19 protein-coding genes are annotated in these 17,521 nt (G+C 68.1%); 11 read left to right on the plus strand and 8 right to left on the minus strand.

What is annotated here, in order from left to right; genetic code table 11:
* The first annotated feature begins 7 nt into the window (after positions 1 to 7).
* The 7 genes from ACWDZ4_RS20630 to ACWDZ4_RS20660 all read left to right on the plus strand — a co-directional run bounded on the left by ACWDZ4_RS20630 (position 8) and on the right by ACWDZ4_RS20660 (position 6,973).
* The gene (locus ACWDZ4_RS20630; RefSeq protein ID WP_451509853.1) at positions 8 to 994 is read left to right on the plus strand and encodes a hypothetical protein; all 987 of its coding nucleotides are present in this window, start codon (positions 8 to 10) and stop codon (positions 992 to 994) included.
* A complete protein-coding gene (locus ACWDZ4_RS20635; protein ID WP_451509854.1) occupies positions 994 to 2,193 on the plus strand; it encodes a hypothetical protein in 1,200 nt (399 codons plus the stop codon). Before ACWDZ4_RS20630 ends, ACWDZ4_RS20635 begins: the two co-directional genes overlap by 1 nt.
* A gap of 14 nt (positions 2,194 to 2,207) precedes the next feature.
* Complete coding sequence (locus tag ACWDZ4_RS20640; RefSeq protein ID WP_451509855.1) at positions 2,208 to 4,664, plus strand: hypothetical protein; 2,457 nt, start codon at positions 2,208 to 2,210, stop codon at positions 4,662 to 4,664.
* Between the two features lie 11 nt (positions 4,665 to 4,675).
* Positions 4,676 to 5,047: a hypothetical protein gene (locus ACWDZ4_RS20645; protein ID WP_451509856.1), complete on the plus strand. Its 372-nt coding sequence runs from the start codon at positions 4,676 to 4,678 to the stop codon at positions 5,045 to 5,047.
* Between the two features lie 31 nt (positions 5,048 to 5,078).
* Positions 5,079 to 5,669, plus strand: a complete 591-nt coding sequence (locus tag ACWDZ4_RS20650; protein ID WP_451509857.1) for a hypothetical protein — start codon at positions 5,079 to 5,081, stop codon at positions 5,667 to 5,669.
* A 131-nt stretch (positions 5,670 to 5,800) separates the two neighbouring features.
* On the plus strand, positions 5,801 to 6,076 hold the full coding sequence (locus ACWDZ4_RS20655) for a hypothetical protein (protein ID WP_451509870.1): 276 nt from the start codon (positions 5,801 to 5,803) through the stop codon (positions 6,074 to 6,076).
* Between the two features lie 300 nt (positions 6,077 to 6,376).
* Positions 6,377 to 6,973, plus strand: a complete 597-nt coding sequence (locus ACWDZ4_RS20660; RefSeq protein WP_451509858.1) for a hypothetical protein — start codon at positions 6,377 to 6,379, stop codon at positions 6,971 to 6,973.
* A gap of 615 nt (positions 6,974 to 7,588) precedes the next feature.
* Here ACWDZ4_RS20660 and ACWDZ4_RS20665 read toward each other — a convergent pair.
* The 8 genes from ACWDZ4_RS20665 to ACWDZ4_RS20700 form a co-directional block, all read right to left on the minus strand.
* On the minus strand, positions 7,589 to 9,352 hold the full coding sequence (locus ACWDZ4_RS20665; RefSeq protein WP_451509859.1) for a hypothetical protein: 1,764 nt from the start codon (positions 9,350 to 9,352) through the stop codon (positions 7,589 to 7,591).
* A gap of 119 nt (positions 9,353 to 9,471) precedes the next feature.
* Positions 9,472 to 9,909: a hypothetical protein gene (locus ACWDZ4_RS20670; protein WP_451509860.1), complete on the minus strand. Its 438-nt coding sequence runs from the start codon at positions 9,907 to 9,909 to the stop codon at positions 9,472 to 9,474.
* Positions 9,910 to 9,992: 83 nt separating this feature from the next.
* Positions 9,993 to 11,291, minus strand: coding sequence for a hypothetical protein (locus ACWDZ4_RS20675; protein WP_451509861.1), 1,299 nt, complete (start codon positions 11,289 to 11,291; stop codon positions 9,993 to 9,995).
* A 126-nt stretch (positions 11,292 to 11,417) separates the two neighbouring features.
* The gene (locus ACWDZ4_RS20680; RefSeq protein ID WP_451509862.1) at positions 11,418 to 12,056 is read right to left on the minus strand and encodes an ATP-binding protein; all 639 of its coding nucleotides are present in this window, start codon (positions 12,054 to 12,056) and stop codon (positions 11,418 to 11,420) included.
* Positions 12,057 to 12,261: 205 nt separating this feature from the next.
* A complete protein-coding gene (locus ACWDZ4_RS20685) occupies positions 12,262 to 13,272 on the minus strand; it encodes a hypothetical protein (RefSeq protein ID WP_451509863.1) in 1,011 nt (336 codons plus the stop codon).
* The gene (locus ACWDZ4_RS20690; RefSeq protein ID WP_451509864.1) at positions 13,269 to 13,586 is read right to left on the minus strand and encodes a hypothetical protein; all 318 of its coding nucleotides are present in this window, start codon (positions 13,584 to 13,586) and stop codon (positions 13,269 to 13,271) included. Before ACWDZ4_RS20690 ends, ACWDZ4_RS20685 begins: the two co-directional genes overlap by 4 nt.
* Before the next feature lie 71 nt (positions 13,587 to 13,657).
* On the minus strand, positions 13,658 to 13,963 hold the full coding sequence (locus tag ACWDZ4_RS20695) for a WhiB family transcriptional regulator (protein ID WP_451509865.1): 306 nt from the start codon (positions 13,961 to 13,963) through the stop codon (positions 13,658 to 13,660).
* A complete protein-coding gene (locus tag ACWDZ4_RS20700) occupies positions 13,960 to 14,568 on the minus strand; it encodes a hypothetical protein (protein WP_451509866.1) in 609 nt (202 codons plus the stop codon). Before ACWDZ4_RS20700 ends, ACWDZ4_RS20695 begins: the two co-directional genes overlap by 4 nt.
* Positions 14,569 to 15,028: 460 nt before the next feature.
* Here ACWDZ4_RS20700 and ACWDZ4_RS20705 point away from each other — a divergent pair, with 460 nt between their 5' ends.
* The 4 genes from ACWDZ4_RS20705 to ACWDZ4_RS20720 all read left to right on the plus strand — a co-directional run.
* Positions 15,029 to 15,661: a ParB N-terminal domain-containing protein gene (locus tag ACWDZ4_RS20705; protein ID WP_451509867.1), complete on the plus strand. Its 633-nt coding sequence runs from the start codon at positions 15,029 to 15,031 to the stop codon at positions 15,659 to 15,661.
* Between the two features lie 27 nt (positions 15,662 to 15,688).
* On the plus strand, positions 15,689 to 16,312 hold the full coding sequence (locus ACWDZ4_RS20710) for a hypothetical protein (RefSeq protein ID WP_451509868.1): 624 nt from the start codon (positions 15,689 to 15,691) through the stop codon (positions 16,310 to 16,312).
* A 69-nt stretch (positions 16,313 to 16,381) separates the two neighbouring features.
* Positions 16,382 to 17,329, plus strand: a complete 948-nt coding sequence (locus ACWDZ4_RS20715) for a peptidoglycan-binding protein (RefSeq protein ID WP_451509869.1) — start codon at positions 16,382 to 16,384, stop codon at positions 17,327 to 17,329.
* 58 nt (positions 17,330 to 17,387) lie between these two features.
* The coding region (locus ACWDZ4_RS20720; RefSeq protein WP_451509871.1) for a single-stranded DNA-binding protein at positions 17,388 to 17,521 on the plus strand (134 nt) is incomplete at its 3' end.

Consider the following 17,521-nt stretch of genomic DNA (forward strand, 5'->3'; position numbering starts at 1 on the left):
GTGGGTAATGGCGTGGGATGGAATTCCCTGGTTCGTAGAGGGCACGGCGGCCTCCGAGGAAACGGTGCGGCTGCTCGCTGAGGTGGCTGCGGGCGGCGGTGAGGGCATCATCGGCCCGGCGGACCTTGTGGTCACCGCGCTTGACGCTCCGGCCGATGCGGTGCAGCTGGGGCCGGGCGCGATGGTCGCCCGCCGGCGGGCTCCGGGCGCCGCTTCGCAGGCGTACGCGGCGCGGATGCCGGTGGGCGAGCAGGTGGATATCGCGCCGACGGGCGCGGACGGGCCGCGCTCGGACCTGGTGGTCGCCCGGATCGAGGACCCGTACGGCGGGGAGCTGTGGCCCGAGCCGGCCGACCCGACGATCGGCCCGTACGTTTTCACCCGGGTCATCAGCGATGTGACGCCCGGCACCCGCAGCATTCTTGAGGTCGACCCGGACTCGACCGCGGTCACCCTGGCCCGGATCGACCTGCCGGAGAACACCTCCGCGGTCACCCAGGAAATGGTCACCGACCTGCGGCAGCTCGCGCGGCCGCGGGCGCAGACCACGCGCCAGTACCTGCACTCGGTGTGGGCCACCCCCGACGACCTGGGTGCGGTCACCGACGTCTGGGAGGATTTTCCGCTCGGTGCCCGCTGGCAGCAGCAGGTCCCCGAGTGGGCCACCCACCTTCACATCCACGCCCTGGCCACCGGAATCCTGCACCCCTCTGCGGTCGAGGCCCGCGGGCAGCTGCGTGTCGTCGCCGGTGAGCAGAGCGGCGCAGGGATGGCGTACCAGGTCACCGCGGCCGGCCGCGTCGCGCTTCAGGCCGGTCACAGTTTCGTCCTTGATCCGGCCGACCGCGGCCGCAGCGTACCGGTCGCCGTCCAGGGCATCGGCCGCGCCACCTCCACCGGGCTGCTCCAGGCCGACACCGGCACGGCCCTCAGCGTCGAGATCACGTTCTCGCAGCTGCCCGTCATCCCCGCGCAGCTCCCGGCGGTGCCCTGATGGGATGGCGGTACATAGCGCAGCGCACGACGACCGGGGATTTCCTCGACTGGGACGTGCCGCTCGTCGCCTCGAGTGTGCCGCGCAGCGAGCTGAGCGGGCCCGGCTCGCTCAGCGGCACGATCAGCCCCGAGTATGCGCGGCTGAACGCGAAGCCGGACGGGTTGCCGGTCCTCGCCGAGTGGGCCACCACCCTTTACGCGGAGTACGAGGGCCGTATCCGCTGGGGCGGGCTGGTCAGGAAGATGCGGTACGAGGGCCAGGCGCTGCGCGTCGACTGCGCGGGCTTCACGTCCTACCCGCACGGCATCCCCTACCTGGGGCCCGTCATCCAGTCCGGCTACCCCGTCAAGCAGAAATACAGCTTCGAGGGCAAGGACAAGAACCACGACGGGTACATCGACCACACCCGGCCCCGGCGCAAGATGCCGCCGCGTCCCAAGGACAAGATCAGCCGGCAGTGGGACGCGTACGACGTCGTCCGCGAGGTCTGGAAGCACGTCCAGTGGTACCGCTACGGCGATCTGGGCCTGGTCGTGGACGGCCACGACTCCGGGCACAAGCTGGGCTCCGCCTCCGGCAAGGACCCGTGGGAGCTGTTGTGGTGGGACAACCCTGACTGCGGGGCGACGATCGATGAGGTGATGCGCCTGGCGCACGCCGACTACGCCGAGTCCCACTCCTGGGACGGCTCCAAGGAGAGGATGAAGCACCGGCTGCACCTGGGCCGGCGCCGGCTCGGCCGCCACCGCTCTGATCTGCGCTTCGCGCAGGGCGAGAACATCGTCGAAGTCGCGACCCCGCAGGGGATGGGCGACGCCTACGCCAACGACATCTACGTCCTGGGCAAGGGCTCGGGCAAAAAGACCCCGCGGGTGCGGGTCGCCTCGGCCGACAAGCGGCTGCGCCGGGCCCGGGTGATCACCCGCAAGTCCACCGCGAACCTCAAGACGCTGACCTCGTACGGCAAGAGCGAGCAGAAGCGGCACAACGAGATGCTGACCGTGCCGTCGATCGCGATCTGCCACCACCCCAACGCACCCCTCGGATCGTGGGCCCTGGGGGACCGCATCCTCGTGCAGGTAGACGTGCCGTGGGTCGGCGAGATCGCGGTGTGGCACCGCATCACCGCCCAGGAGATCGACCCCGCGGCCGGCACCGCCATCCTGTCCCTCACCCGCAGCGACTACTACGGCTGAAGGGGCGGCGAGACATGAGCAATTTCCGCCTCGACGAGCGGGAGAACGCGCGCGCGTTCGCGCTGCGCATCCACGACCTCGAAACCCGCCTCGGCGCGCTGGAGCGTACGAACCAGCTCGTCGGCGCCTCCATAGAGGGCGACACCCTGGAGGTGTACGACAACGACGGCGACCTGCGGACCACGATCGGTGTGCAGGAGGACGGCACCGTGGGCGTCGTCCACCACAACGCACCGCCGCCCCCGGCCCCCACCGAACCGGTCGTCGCCCCCGTCCTGGCCGGTCTCCTCGTCACCTGGGACGGGGCGTGGGCGGACGCCGAATTCACCCCGCTGGACTTCACCCGGGTCCAGGTCCACATCGGCGCCAGCGCCGACTTCACCCCCTCACCCCTGACGATCGCCGCGACGATCAGCAACCCCGCGGGCGCCACCGTCACCGTCGCCACCGAGACGTACGCCACGGTGTACGTACGCCTGGTCGGCGTGAACGCGGCCGAAGTCCTCGGCGCAGCCTCCGCCCCGGTGGCCGGCACTCCCAAAATGGTCAACGGCCCCGACCTGTCCGAGCTGCTGAATCTCGCCGAGTGGCTCAAGGACGCCTCCGTACCGGGCTCCAAGCTGGTGGCCGAGACGATCGGCGCGAACCTTCTGGCCGCCAACTCCGTCGTCGCCGGGAAGATCGACGCGGCGGTGATCACCGGGCGGGAGGTCAAGGTCCAGACCCTGACCGGCGGGCACATGCAGGTCGGCACCCTGGATGCCACCCACATCAAGGCCGGGTCACTGACCGCAGACCGTCTCGCGGTCGGCACCGACGGCAACGTCATCGCCGACCCATCCTTCGAGGGAGCCCTCAGCGACCAGCGCGCGGCGGGCAGCACCTACTGGTCGATCACCAACGGCAACGGCACCGCGCGGGCGCTGCGGGTCAACGCCGCCAACCCCACGGCAGTGACCCGTTCCATGACTCTGGCCACGCTTCCCGCCGTGCCGGGACAGAAGGTGTGGCTCGCCATCGACTACCTGGCGTCCGCGGACTGGGCGGGCGCCCGGGTCAGCTTCTACGCCCAGTGGCTCGATACGGCGGGCGCCATCCTCGGGTACAGCACCATCACCACCGGCAGCAACACCGTAAAGGGCTCGTGGCAGCGCCTTTCCGGTACGCCTGCCGCGACGGCCCCCACCGGGACCACCCAGCTGCGGGTCGCCTGCTCCACCGTCGACTCCACCGCGGGCACCGTCGACTACGACAACGCGACGTGCCGCATCGTCCTGGCCTCCGGCGTCGCCGGCGCCCGCGCCGAGATCAGCCCGCAGGGCCTCCAGCTGTTCGACGACGCGGGAGACGAAGCGGTCGCCCTGATGACCGGCCGCCCCAACTACGTCACCCTCAGCTCGGACGGTCTGCCCGTCGCCACCATCGACCAGGACGGAGCGGCCGGCTTCCAGCGCCTGGCCGTCGCCGACACCTTGTCCATCGCCGGAACTGACCTGCTGGAGCACCTGAACGCCCTGCCGCGCGGCATCCAGGCCATCGACTACCAGGTGAGCACCCGCACCGCGTCCGCCTCCGAGATGGGGTTCGTGGAACTCACCTGCGAGATCGACACCACGCGGATGTACCGGTTCGTTTTCTGCGCCCGCGCCAACCCGTCCGCGGAGGGTGGAGAGCTGCGGGTGCGCCTGCGTGACGGAGGCACGGGCACGCCCACGATCAACTCTCCGCAGCGGTACGTGGACGTCACCCCCATGCCGTTCGGCAACAGCTTCACGTGCCGGATGGAACACGTTGCTGCTGGGATCAACCTCGGGGGCGGAAAGCACCGGTACTTGGTCACCTTCGCCAATGACCTCGGCCCGGCCGGACAGACGTGCGACATGTACGGAGACTCGACGTCGCACGGCGTTTTCTACATCGAGGACGTCGGCCCGTACGTGCCGGAGACCGGTGGCTACAACGACGGCGGCGGCACGGTGACGCAGCCACCCACGCGGTACACCAAAACCTACGCCGCCACCTGGTCCGGCTCCTACGCGAACCGTGGCTCGTACAGCTCGTTCTACGGCAGCTCCTGCTACCAGGGCTACTACTCGTCGACGAACGGCACGCAGGCCTCGCTGATCGGGTTCTCGTCAGCGCTGGGGACCGACCTGTTCGGCGCCGTGATCCAGAAAGCGGAGGTGTACCTGTACTTCGATCACTGGCACGCCAACGCCGGCGGCAAGGCCGTCATCAAGGCACACTCCCACACCTCCCGGCCGTCGACGTTCTCCTCAGATGCCGAGGCCAAGACGGTCTCCTGGTCCCGCAATGAGGGCAAATGGGTTGATATTACGAGCGTGTTCGACAGCACCCGGTGGCGCGGGATCGCGCTGGACCCGAACTCGACCTCGACGACGTACTACGGCCGTGCCCGCGGCTACGGCCAGACCAACCCCCCGAAACTCAAAGTCACCTACACCCGGTGAGGACCCCTGCCATGCCGCTTCCCCTGCCACTGAACGTGATATCCGACCTCGCCAACGAGGCGTCTTTACTGCCACGCGTCCGCATGGCCATCGCCTTTATCGCCCAGGAAGTGTTCCGCGAGTCCTCCGCCGTGCCCGGCTACCCGCTGCGCTGGAACCTGGCCAAGACCGTCCTGTCTCCGGCCGAGGCACAGGCCGCGTCCATGATGGTCGCCCTGGTCGTGTCCCCGGACCTCCTCATGGCTGCCGCGAGCTCGGGGTCCACCGACCCCGTAGCGATGGCCGCCGCCATCACGGACGAGCAGCTTCTCGCCGCGATCCGGCTGGGGTGGAACGCGGTCGCCGGCGTCAGCCCGTCGGCGAACTCGGGAACCGCCGGCTGACGAACCGCACGCGAGGACGTAAGCACGCGCGGTGGTGCAGCGTACGAACTGCGGGGAGCCGCGGGCTTTCGGGCCCCGGCTCCCGCGCACCCATATCCGTTACGAGAAGGGCGCCGTCGTGGACTGGCTCACTTCCCTGGCGCCGGCCGTGGCCCCCGTCTTCGGCGCGCTCGGCGTCGCCACCGGCGCCTGGTTCAGCTACCGGCAGGTCAAGCGGCGCGGCGACACCGACGAACGCGTCGCTTCCATGCAGGCCGCCGCTTCGGCGCAGGCCGCCGAGGGACAGACGTACGTAGAGGCGATGAAGACGGTCACCTCCGGCTTCTCCTCGCTGCTGGACCAGCAGCGAGGAATGTTCGACCAGCAACGGGTGCTCCTGGAGCAGGAGCGCACGATGCACGCGCAGACTTTCGAGCGGGTCAACCTCCTGGAGTCGGGCCAGTTGGAGCTGACCCGAGAGGTTCGCCAGCTTCAGGAGGAGCAGCGCAAGGACCGCCGGTGGAAGGCCGCGGCCCTCGACTACATCCGCGATCTGCGCGGCCTGGTCACCAAGGTCCTCGGGCGGCCCGCGCCCGAGCCCCCCGAGGAGATCGCCGCCGACCTCGCCGAGGACATGCGTTGATCACCTTCGGCGCGCCGAGACACAAGAGCTGAAGGAGCCGCACGCTCTGACCCGTCTCATTCCCCAACAGACGGGATCTCAGCATGTCTGCCACTCTCGACTCGCTCGCTACCGGCTCCGCCGTTGGCTCCGTGCTTCCATTGCTCACTGCGGTTCTCCAGCGTCCGCAGTGGTCCGTCAGGGCGAAGAAGATCGTCGCCGTCGTCACGGCCCTCGTCGCCGGCGTCCTCACTGTCGTGTCCGTGGGCGGCTTGGAGCAGTTCCAGCACGGTCTTCCGACGCTCGCCACCATCATCGCCGTCCTGGCCGCGTCCCAGAGCGCCTACGACCTGATCTGGAAGCCGAGCCGGATCGCCCCGGTCATCGAGTCCGTGACGAGTCCCAAAACGCTCTCAACGGCCGGATAAAGCCGCAGCGTGCGGCCCTGGCAGGGGCGCACGGGTATCATCCGCATCTGAGGTGGCCGTCGTGCCGCCGATCCCACCGTCAAAGGCTGCGCCTCGTGGTTCTGGTCTCTCTGGTTGAGCCTGGAGCAAGCTGCGAGGAAGAGCGCCAAGAACTGCGCCCGATGAGGGCCCAGGGGCCGGGGACTGATCGCTCTCGGGACGATCCGGCACACGGGGGGATCGGTCGCAGGGCGGCCACCTCGCACTGCGTACCCGTCGGCGCTGGCCGGCCACGAGCGACTCCAAGGAGGGCCAGCCTGCATGGCGGCAACCCAGCAGAACCCCGTGCCTGACGACGAGGAAGAGCCGGCCCCCCGCCGCTGGATGGAGCCCCGCCCAGATGAGGTCTCCAACCAGATCGACTTGTACCAGTCGATGGACACCGAGGAGTTCACGGAAGCGCTGGCCGCGTTCGTGCTCGCCGGAACACGAAAGACGCGTCCTGAGGACTACGAGCTCCAGGCGTGTGCCATCCGCTCGCCTCGCATGGCTCGTCGGGCCCTCCGTCTCATCGAAAAGATCAGCCGGGACCTAGACAAGTACCTCCCCACTCCTGATTCAGAGAGCCAGGTCCTGCGTCGCAATCGTGTGAGCGCCTTGCGGTCGCGGGCTGATAAAGAGCGGCAGTTCCTCCACCTGGTTCTCGCAGGTGATGCTGCGCGCCGTGGCTTCTTCTTGCCGGACCCCAACCCTCGCGGGCGGGCACGGCGACGCCTCGCAGACGAGAACCCGGTGCGCTTCCTGGAACTGCTCAGGGAAGAGGAGCAGGCGGACAAGGATCGAGCGGCAGCCGAAGCCGCTGAGCGGAAGAAGGCCAAAGCCGCTGCGAAGGCCGCCGCGCGGGAAACTGCGGAGTAGTCCCAGCACTCCCGGCGGAGGGCGCACCCCTAGGGGTGCGCCCTCCGCCTTTTCACGCGTACCCCGCACCCCGTACCCCGCCCCGAGGTACGGGGTGCGCCGCTGTGAACCGGGGGTACGCGTGCCGAGGGAGGTACGCCGGCCGCTGGGCGGCGGGGTGCGTGTTCGGGGTCCGGGGTTCGCCTCGTCGTGAGATCCGTACGGGGGTACGCCGTACGGGTACGGGGGTACGCCGGCGTTCGCTGAGGCCAGAGGACAGACCCATGGCCATCTGCGCTTCTCCACCGCGTACGAGGTCTGGGACGAGCGAGCCATGAGAACTCCGCACCCTGGGGTGTTCCCCTGGGGAACAAGCGCACCTGTGCACCCCTGCCGTACCCGCCGTACCCGCACCCCCGTACCCGCACCCCCGTACCCGCACCCCCGCCCCCGCACCCGCACCCGCACCCCCGCCGTACCCGCACCCCCGCACCCGCACCGCTCCTGTGGTTCCTGGTCGGCGAACCCAGCCCGCAACGACGTGACGTGACGTGACGCACCGTCCGACCATCGCCGAACCCCGAAGCAGTGTTCACATGCCTCAGGGGTTCGGCACGCCACGTCATGCCACCGGCTCTAGACCTTGAGCAGCCCGTCGATGAACTTCGTGATGTTCCTCGCGGGAACACGGTCGCCGAGCTTGCTGTACTCCTCGATGGCCCGGATCATGTTCCGCTCCTTCATGACGCGGATCACTTCCGGCCGGTGCTTGCGGATGTGGTCTTGGAGGCGTGAGCCGCCTTGGATGTCGTCGATGCTGCTCGCGCCCTCGGGGAGCAGATCGGCGACGAACTCCAGGGTCGTCCCAAAGCCGAGCATCTGCCCCTGGAACTCCACCTCAGCGTTCATGTTCGCTTGTGCTCGCTCCTCAACGCTCATCGATGTACGGCTGGGCCGTGCCACTGTCCGGGTGGGCGCGGGCTCGGTCGCCTGCTGGGGGGCAGGGGGCGGCGCCTGGTGCCGCTCGGTGTGGCTCATGAGCGCCGTGGTGATCGCGGAGTTCGCATCGATCTCTCCCCACTCGGTGCGAACGATGATCTGTCCGAGCGGCCCGGGGCCGTAGTGGGAGCGAAGCGTATTGAGTTTGGCGACGGTGTTCTCGGGGTCGCCCAGCGCATCGGCCAAACGCTGTTCGACCTCGGCCGCTTCGGGCACGGGTGGCACCCGCCGGCCCGTCTGCGCCTCCGGTGTTGCTTCGGAGGGAGGCCGAGGGGTGGAACCTGGCAGTGGTCCCTGCGGTGCGAGGTTCAAAAGCGCGGTGTTGATCGCTGAGTTCGCATCCATCTGACCCCACGGTGTAGTCACGACGAGCTGCGCCAGGACAGTCGCGCCGTAGTGGGCTCGGACCCGGACCAGGGCTTGGTGCTTATCTCCGTCGCCCTCGAAGGCGGATCTGATGGCTTCGGCGACCTCATCATCGTCCGGGAGCTGCCCCTGGGCTGCCTGCCGTCTGGTGTCGCGCGATCGATTGCTCTGGTCGGCGAGCCGGACGGCTTCCGCGTCGTACTCCTCAATGTACGCCTCCGGTTGCGGCGCGACGTACGTCCGGGGGGTCGTTTCGAGTTCGTGCAGGCCCAGGTCGCGCATCAGCTTGTCCAGGGAGAATCCCGGGTAGGGGACGATCTGGTCAGGTGGGATGTTCAGGCGCAGGCTCCGCATGCCGGTCATGAACGCCCGGCGGTAGCCGCGGAGCTGGATGGTGCCGGTCACTTCGAAGCCGAGTTTCTTCTCAGCCTGAATCTTCCAGGTGCGGTCCTTCGTTGGCTGGCCGGCGGCGTCGAACACTGTGACTTCGTCCATGCGGGCGCACAGGATGACGGGTCCGTCGTGGTGCCGCAGCGCGTCGATGACCAGGGCCCATCGGCGCTTGGCCACGTTCCACTGATCGGTGGTGATGGTGTAGTCGGTGGGGTCCGGCGGGGCGGGATTCTTCTGTCTGGCGGCCCGCTCCGCTGCGCGGCGGCGTGCGATGACTGCCTGCTCGTCGCCGAGGAGTTCCCACAGAATGCTCACAGAGTCCAGGACGATGGCGTTGGGCTTGCCGTCCTCTCCGCGCGGCTGCCATGCCGCCCAACGGACGGCGTCGAGGATATCGCGGTAGGTGCCATCGTGGCGCACCAGTTCGTACCGGGCCCCGGGGACCGCACCGTAGTGGTGGCCCTCGCCCTCGCCGACCTCGATCCAGAAGGTTCGTCCGACGAGATCACTTCCGGAGAACTTCGCAGCCTCGTAGCTCTTGCCGGACTTCTCCGTCCCGGCAAGGAGGAGCATGGGCCATGAGGGGGAGCCGTTGGGCTTGTTGGTGGTTCTCTGCCGCTCGGGGGCGACACGTCCGGCCACGATAGGTGCCTTCCTGGTTTTCGGAGCGTTGTTGCCCCAGCTCGCTCGTGCCAGGGCATGGTGCGTTGCCAGGAGGCTTTATATCTCCTTCAGCGCTGGTTCACAGTTTAACACTATGGTCACTCTTGCGAAGACGGGAAAAGCCCTGAAACCGGGGTGAGTTGGTCCGGGTCGAGAAGCTCTTCGGTGTGGCGCCGGTACCAGTCGTCCAGGGCCTCGGCTGCCGCCGCGCTCTGTTCCGCCCGCTCGGGATCATTGGCGTGACGCTCGGCCCACTGGTGGGTGCCCGCCTCGAACTGCGTGCGCAGTGACTCCTCGTCACGGTCGAGGGCGGTGGCAAGCTCCGGCCAGGGCGTACCGCGCAGCACCTCCGCGCGGATGGTCCAGTTGAGGACCTGGAGACTCAGCAGCCGTAGCCGTCGGGCCGCTCGGATGCGTTCGGCCGGCGTTGCGTCGCTGGAGGCGTCCCCGACGATGCCGCGGGCGAAGTCCGCCACCTCTCGCGCGTGCCCGGATGCGATGAGCCGGGCTTCGGCAGCCTGCTGAGAGAGGTCCATGGCAATGGTCCGTTCGGTGAGCGGGTACGGCGGCGGGCGCCCCGAGAATACGAGACGCCCGCCGATTCCTTGATGAGGGCCGGTCAGCCGACGCTGACCAACTCCCGCACGTCCTCGCTCTTCTCGGTCTCCTGCTTGAGGGAGTCGTGGTACCAGCGCTCGAACTTCGGCTTGACGTTGGTGCGCCCCGCCGCACCCGAGCGACCGAGCCGCTTCCCGAGCATGGAGCCGCAGAAGGGTGCGCCCGGCCGGAAGAGCGGATTGTCGTCCAAGTTCGGATAGGTGTTCTCGTCACGGGCCTGCTTGTACAGCCTGAACAGTGCGGCCTCGGCTTCGTCCTTCGTCATGCCGGCGAACTCCTCGACTATGACCACGGAAGTCTGCTTCTGGATGGCAAACTGCGCGGGCGGCCCCGCCTTGACCGGCTGCTTGGCAGGCGCCTTGGGGGCGGGTACTCCTGCGACCTGTGCCATCCGTGTGGCCTTCTCGCGCCGCTCCCGCTCCTCCTGTACGGCCTTCTCCTTGCGTTCCCGTTCTTCACGCTCCGCCTGCTCGCGTCGCTCGGCGGCCTCCCACTCTGCCCGCTCCCGCTCCACGCGCAACGCGTGCTCGCGTGCGGCTTGCTCCTGCCGTTCCTGGCGCTGTCGCTCCCGCTCTTCGCGCTCTGCCTCATCGCGGCGCTCAGCGGCCTCCCGCTCGGTGCGCTCCCGCTCCAGTGCCAGAGCGTGCTCGCGCTCCTCACGAAGGCGGGCCTCCTCGCGCTCGGCACGCTCCTGTTCCTGGCGCAGCGCATGCTCGCGGGCCTCGCGTTCGGCCTTCTCCTGCTCGGCTTTCTCCTGGGCGCGCTGTTCACGCCGGCGCTGCTCGCGGGCCTCCTGCTCGGCCCGGTCGCGCTCGACGGCCGCGGCCTGCTCGCGGGCGATACGGGCGAGCGCGTTGTTGATGGCGCGGCGATAAGCGAGACCGGCCTCGGCGGTGACGATCAGGAGCAGCGGAGCAACAGAGTGGACAGCTACGCCCACCCAATCCTGGTGCAGCGCGGAGTTTCCGACGTTCAGAGCGAGGGTCATCACACCAGTCATCCAGCGCAGGATGGCCGGCCACGGGCCGCCCTTTCCGCCCAGACGGGAGATGACGGAGTCCAGCTGCACCACGATGACCACCGCGGCGTCGACGACGAGCGGCAGGATGGGCGCGGTCCATTCCCAGCCGGGTGGGGTGACCGACGTGACGAGAGGGGTCACGGTCAGCACGCTGAACAGCAGGGCGCCGGCAGTGATTGCCCAAGTCCCGGCCTTGAGAACGCGTTCGGCGGCGCGGATCTCCGCCTCAGACATGGTGGCGAAGCGCGTGTTCGCCACCGAAGTGATAGATGGGGCCACAGTGATGTCCTCCTGGAGCGTCGGCCCGGCGCTCTCGCTCGTGAACGCCCGATCGCCGCACAGCCTAGATCACTTATGGCCCCTCATCAGGGTCTGTTTCTTGTTATGCCGTCGAAATGGGGACTTCTACCAGGTTTGAGGCTTCCTTCGGTCTTCCCCCGTCATCCGCAGCACTGACGCCCGGTTACCGATCCGGGACGCCAGGCGCTCTCCGAGGACGATGGCCACCTGCTCAAAGTTCAGATTCGTCGTGAAGATCGTCGCCCGGCCGGAGTTGATCCGAGTCGTGATGAGATCCGAGGTGTGGCTGCGTACATGGGTGGTGGCGTACGCGTCCATCTCGTTGCACAGATCGTCCACGACCAGGAGGTCGCACCGCTCGTAACGTTCGCGGACCTGAACCTTCGTGAGTCCCGGCGGTGCGTTGTCCGGCTGGAGCCACGCCAGGTACTTCGAGTGGGAAACGAAGCGGGCCATCATGCCGCACTCGACAGCGAAGGCCCCGGCCGCCGCGGCGGCCACCGTCTTTCCCGACCCCACGTTTCCGGCCGCGATCAAGTTCAGGATGTTCGGCCGAAGTATGTGCCGCTCCTCGGCCGGAACCCTCCTCTGCTCACGGTTGTGCCGCCGTGCCGCTGCGAGGTGCCCGATGTACTTCCGGAAGTGCTCCGGGTACTGCGCTTTGTCCAGCGAGTCCAGGGTGTAGCGGCTGTAGTCGGGGTGACCGGACAGAGCGAGGGAGTTGAGCCACGCCTGCTGGTTCACCTGATGCTGGTACGCCTCTGTTTCGTCCGGCCGGTCCTCAGTCAAGTGCGCATTCGCAGGGTCCAAGCCGCGTTGGCGCATGATGCGCGCGACCACTCCGATAGCGCCCCCGACGGGCGCCAGGGGATCGCCATCGGCCGCCATGGCGGGCATGGGCAAGGACAGGGACATGTCGTTGGTCCTCCTCTCTCCGTACGGTTGGGGGTCAGACGACAGCGTCATCGGGCTGAACGCCGAACACGTCGAGGTCCGGAGCGGCAGGCGTGGCCGGTGTGGCGCCAGCGTCCCGTCCCTCTTCCTTCCACTGTCTATTCGTGAAGATGGGCTGCCTGCCGGACTGGCCGCTGTGCGACACCTGAACCCCGGCCTGGTGGGCGAGGGCCTTGTTGAGCTGCCATTCCGCGGGCGACCAGTTCGCTACTTCCTCAAGGGCTCGGCCGATCTGCTGACGGTCGTACCCGGCTTTGAGCGCGTCGCGGATGCGGTCGCGGACGTTGAGGAACTTCTTGCTGGAGTCGCCCAGCAGGAGCCCCATCTTCTTCTCCTGGACCATGCGGGGGCCGACCCTCTCCCACCAGATCTTCGCCAAGTCGTCCGCCTCGGCGTTCAACGCCTTCTCAGCCTCAGACTTCTCTGCTTTGGCCGGTGACTTCTTCGCGACGGTCTTCTTGGCCGGGGCCTTCTTGGCCGGGGCCTTCTTGGCCGGGGCCTTCTTGGCCGGGGCCTTCTTCGCGGGCTTCGGCGCCTCGGCCGCGGCAGCGGCCACCGACTTGCGAGGCCGGCCGAGCTTCGGTGTCGAGTTGGCTGCCGCGAGTGCCGCGCGCCGCCGCTCGTACCACTCCTTCAACGTCTGCGGCCCAGTGAAACCAGGAGGCGGTGTCTGGTGCACGTAGTAGCGCTTCCCCTTGGCTCCGTTAGACCGGGTGAAAGGCTCGCTGTCGATGGCGCCAGCAGCTTCGAGCTGATTGATGTACTTGTCCGGTGACTGCTCGCGGCTCCAGCCGAGCATCTCGGCAATCATCTTGCGCGAGGGCCATGCCGCACCGTCGTTCTTCTGCACGTTCACGTGCATCGCCAGCACGTTGTACACAGCCTTGGCCTGAGGTTCGAGGTCGTCGTGCAGGGTGATCCAGTCCGGGACCGTGGTGTACGGCGCCTTGCGGCCAGCCACGACCTCGTACTGTTCCGCAAGGTCGTCCGGGTCGTGCGTGCTCACTTGACTGCCCCTTCCGGTGCGGCGGGAGGCAAGCGGTAGACGGTGTAGCGGCTGTCCTGCCGGCGGACGCGGTGCTGGACCACGTCGCGCTCCAGCAGGCCGCAGCGGACGAGCTGACCGGCGGCAGTGCGGGCCTGGTGGTGGGTCAGCGGGCCGGACGCTGCGATGTCGGCGCAGCGGTGCCAGTCGTACAGGTCTATGTCCATGCGGCGCAGGTGCCGAACGAACAGGCTGAGGGTCGCCGGACTGAGACGGTCGCCGAGCATGTCGGTGGCATGGTCGATCAGCGCCAGGCGGGTGTCGCTGGGGATCACGAGGGTTCCTTGCGGGAGATGCCGGAGCCCCCGCCGCGTGGGGGCGGGGGCGGGCAGTTCGTGCGGAAAGGTCAGGCGGCGGCGGGTATGCGCTGCGACTTCGGCGGGAGCTTGCCGTAGTCCGGGCGCACGGCGTTGCCGAGATTCCGCTCTTTGATCATTTCCTTGCGCTCGTCTCCGGTGAGTGCACCGAAGACGCCGAAGACACAGCGGCTCGCGGGGTCGAGGGCCCATTCCAGGCACTCGGCTTGGAACGGGCAGGGAGCGCAGGTGTCCTTGGCGAACTTGACCCCGGCGGTGTCGGAGGACTTGGGGAACATGTCGTCGGGGTCGACCTCTGAGCACGGAGTGTGGAGCATGAAGGAGGGGACGCTCACTGGCCGGCCTCCTGTGCTTCCTCGGAGGTGCCAGGCGGGATAGCCGGAAGGAAGCCGAGGAAGTCGCTGGCGGTCAGTGTCGGCAGGTTCTCCAGCATCTTGTCGAGGAACCAAAGCCGGTCGTTCAGAAGCTTCTTGCCGCCGTTGGCCCACTTGGGGCTGACCGAGATGACTTCGCCGCCCTTGTCGTAGCCGATACCGGGGACTTCCTCGCCCGAGCGGTCAACGACCTTCCCTGTACCCGGGTCGAAGATCACGGACCTGAGGATGGCCGTCTCGAACCCGGGCCGGACGATGAACACGGTCTCGTCGTGCTCATCCGCGTAGTCCAGGAACGCCTTGCGGTCCGCAGGAGTGTCCTTGAAGAAGAAGTACGGCTGGCGGTAGTTCTTGGAGAACGCGACGAGGGGCATCGTGCGTTCGTCGTCGTCTTCCGGGAGTTCAGCCGTGGTGCTGCGCAGCCCCTTCGTCGTCTTGACGTGGTCGGCGTTCGCGTCGATGACCGGCTGGCAGATGCCCTTGACCTTCTCCAGCACCTGGTAGGCCACGGCGGCTCTTAGCGCCAAGTCACCGTGGTCCACGGTGGTGGCGTTCTCGTTGGACATCGCGTCGCAACCTTTCTGGTCTGCCGGTTCGCTCGTACCGGCTTCGGAGCGTTGGGTCTGTTGCCGGTGGCCTTCCATCGCTATGGACGGAGTGAGGGCCGAAATCGTTACAGCAGACCCGGTGTGGCTGTTCGCTCGTACGGCCACACACGAAAACTGTACACCAGGTCGGGTGCCGGTGTGGGCGCCGCGCCCGGGACGTAAGCCAAATCGGATGCCTAGGTTCCGCCCCGGCCTGAGATGAGCCCGACGGAACGCGCACCCGCCGACGTCCAACTCTGGCCCCGGTGTTGTCCCGTCCGGACATGGGGGACAGCGCCGGCCGAGGAGCGGCCGGAAGGCCCGGCCATGACGGCATGTCCCGGTAGCGAGCCGGGACGCCGCGGTAGAAGTCCGCGGGCTCGCTGGCCCACAGGCCGCTCCTCACCCCCTGGCCCAGGCTGCGCGACAGGAGCAGCCCGTGACCGTTCTGGAAGCCCCCCGCTACATCACCTACATCCCGCTCACCGACCTTCCCCCGGACCCCGTCAACCCCAAAAAGCACGAGATCGAGCGGATCATCCAGTCGATCCAGGACCACGGGTTCATCGAGACGCCAGTGGTCGACGAACGCACGGGCCTGGTGATCGCCGGCCACGGTCGCCGCATGGCGCTCATCGAGATGCAGACCCGCGGCGAACCCATACCCCACGGCCTCTTGGTGGACGACGACGGTGGATGGCTCGTGCCCGTCACCCGCGGCTGGGCTTCCCAAAATGATCGTCAGGCCCACGCCGTACTGATCCTGTTGAACCGACTCGGCGCGGCAGGCGGATGGGACCCGGGTCCGCTTGCCGAGATCCTGGAAGATCTGGCGACCTCCGACACCGCGCTCTTCGACTCGCTGTGCATCTCCGACGACGAGATGGAAGAGCTGTTGCGCCAGGTCGACCCCGAAGGCCTGCCTCAGGGCCCGGACGGCACAGAGGCCCCGGAGAAGGAACAGCGGCCGGACGACGACTTCGACGACGAGTATGACGACAGTGGCGACAACGAGCGTTCCGCCGGCGTGTGCTGCCCGGCCTGCGGCCACTTGTTCTCCCCGGGACGCTAGCGACCCGGCTCCTCTACGGTCCGCGCCATGCCCCGCCGCAAAGTCCGCCGCTCCGCCGCCCCGGCGCGCGCCCGGCTGCTCACCCCTGAGGTCGAGGCACGCCTGATCGAAGCCAGCCGCGCCGGGCTCGCCGTGGACTTGGCCGCAGTCAACGCCGGGATTTCCCGGGCGACGTTCCTGCGGTGGATGGCGTACGGCCGCACCGAGGCCGTGGACCGCTCGGCCGGGCAGGAGCCGGACCCCGAACTTGACGTGTTCGTGGATTTCTTCGAGAAGGTCGAGCGGGCGCGTGCGGCCGCGGCACTTTCGGCCGCCCTGGACATCCGCCGGGCCAGCCGCGGCGGGATCATCACCAAGGAGACGCACCGCAAGTTCGATCCGCACTCCGGGAAGGTGTTGGAGGAGACGGTCATCGACAAGACTCCGCCGGACTGGCGCGCCGGCGCGTGGTACCTGGAGCGGCAGCACCGCAAGCAGTACGGCAAGGAAGACCACCTGGAAGTGGAGCTCACCGGCGCCGCCGGTGGCCCTGTGGCCGTCGAGCAGACCGGGCCCGCGGCCGACCTCGCCACCCGGCTCGAAGTCACCCTGCACGCTCTCCAGTACCCGCCCGACGGCAAGGATGAGGACCAGGAGCCTGATGTCGAATGAGGCCGGGACGCTAACCCGTTCAGGCCTCCACGGTGCTTCCTCCCGCTCACCAGCACCGGAGGAAGCACCATGACCATCAACTACTACCCGGGCGTTAGCCGGGCGTACGACTACTCCTCGAAGTACGACGGTGACCTGATGGACCCGAACTGTGGGTGCCTGCACACCACCGAGGGCACCAGTCTGCCGTCGTACCGGGGAGGGGCCGATGCGCCCAACATCACCATCAAGCCGAACATCCCGAAGAAGAAGCTGGAGTTCTACCAGCACTACCCGTTCAACCGCTCCGCGCGCGCCCTGGTCAACGCCGCCGGCGGAGTCGAGACCAACACCAACAACGTCATCCAGGTCGAGCTCGTCGGCACCTGCGACGTCAGGCACAAGACGACCTGGAACGGCACGAGGGCCGGGATCGACTACATCTACTGGCCCGACGCCCCGGACTGGGCGCTCGACGGCCTGGCCACCTTCCTCGCGTGGCAGTACAAGAACAACGGCATCCCGCTCACGGGGCCGTCCATGTGGCTCGCGTACGGCAAGGACGCCCGCCGACCGGGCATCACCCCCGCGTCATACGGCAACTCCCCGGCGCGTATGAGCTTCGCGGCCTGGAACGCCTTCGAGGGCTGGTGCGGGCACCAACACGTCCCGGAGAACCACCACGGCGACCCCGGTGACCTGCCCTTCACCAAGCTCCTGACCCTGGCGAAAGCGAAGGCCAAGGGCGGCTCCACCGACGGCAGTAGCGGCAATCCCGGCATGCAGAAGCCGAAGCCCCTGCCCCCGTTCCCCGGGCGTGACAAGTTCGGGCCGGGCAAGAGCAACGGGCACATCAAGCTCCTCGGCCAGCAGCTCGTCCGCAAGGGCTACGGCAGGCACTACTCCATGGGCCCTGGACCAAAGTGGAGCGACGCGGACCGCAAGAACGTCCGAGACTTCCAGCTCTCCCGCAAGGAACTGAAGGGCGACGCGGACGGCCTGCCCGGTCCACTGACCTGGAAGTCCCTCTTCTCCTGACCACCCCCAGCCGGCCCGCACAAGCGGGCCAGCCACCCTTCTCCCTTGAAAGGCCCCCATGGCAGGCGAGACCGTCATCACGGTCGTCGGCAACCTGGTCGACGACCCCGAGCTGCGCTTCACCCCGTCCGGTGCGGCGGTCGCGAAGTTCCGTGTCGCGTCCACTCCCCGCATCTTCGACAAGCAGACCAA

The organism is Streptomyces sp. NPDC003016 (genome assembly GCF_053591455.1).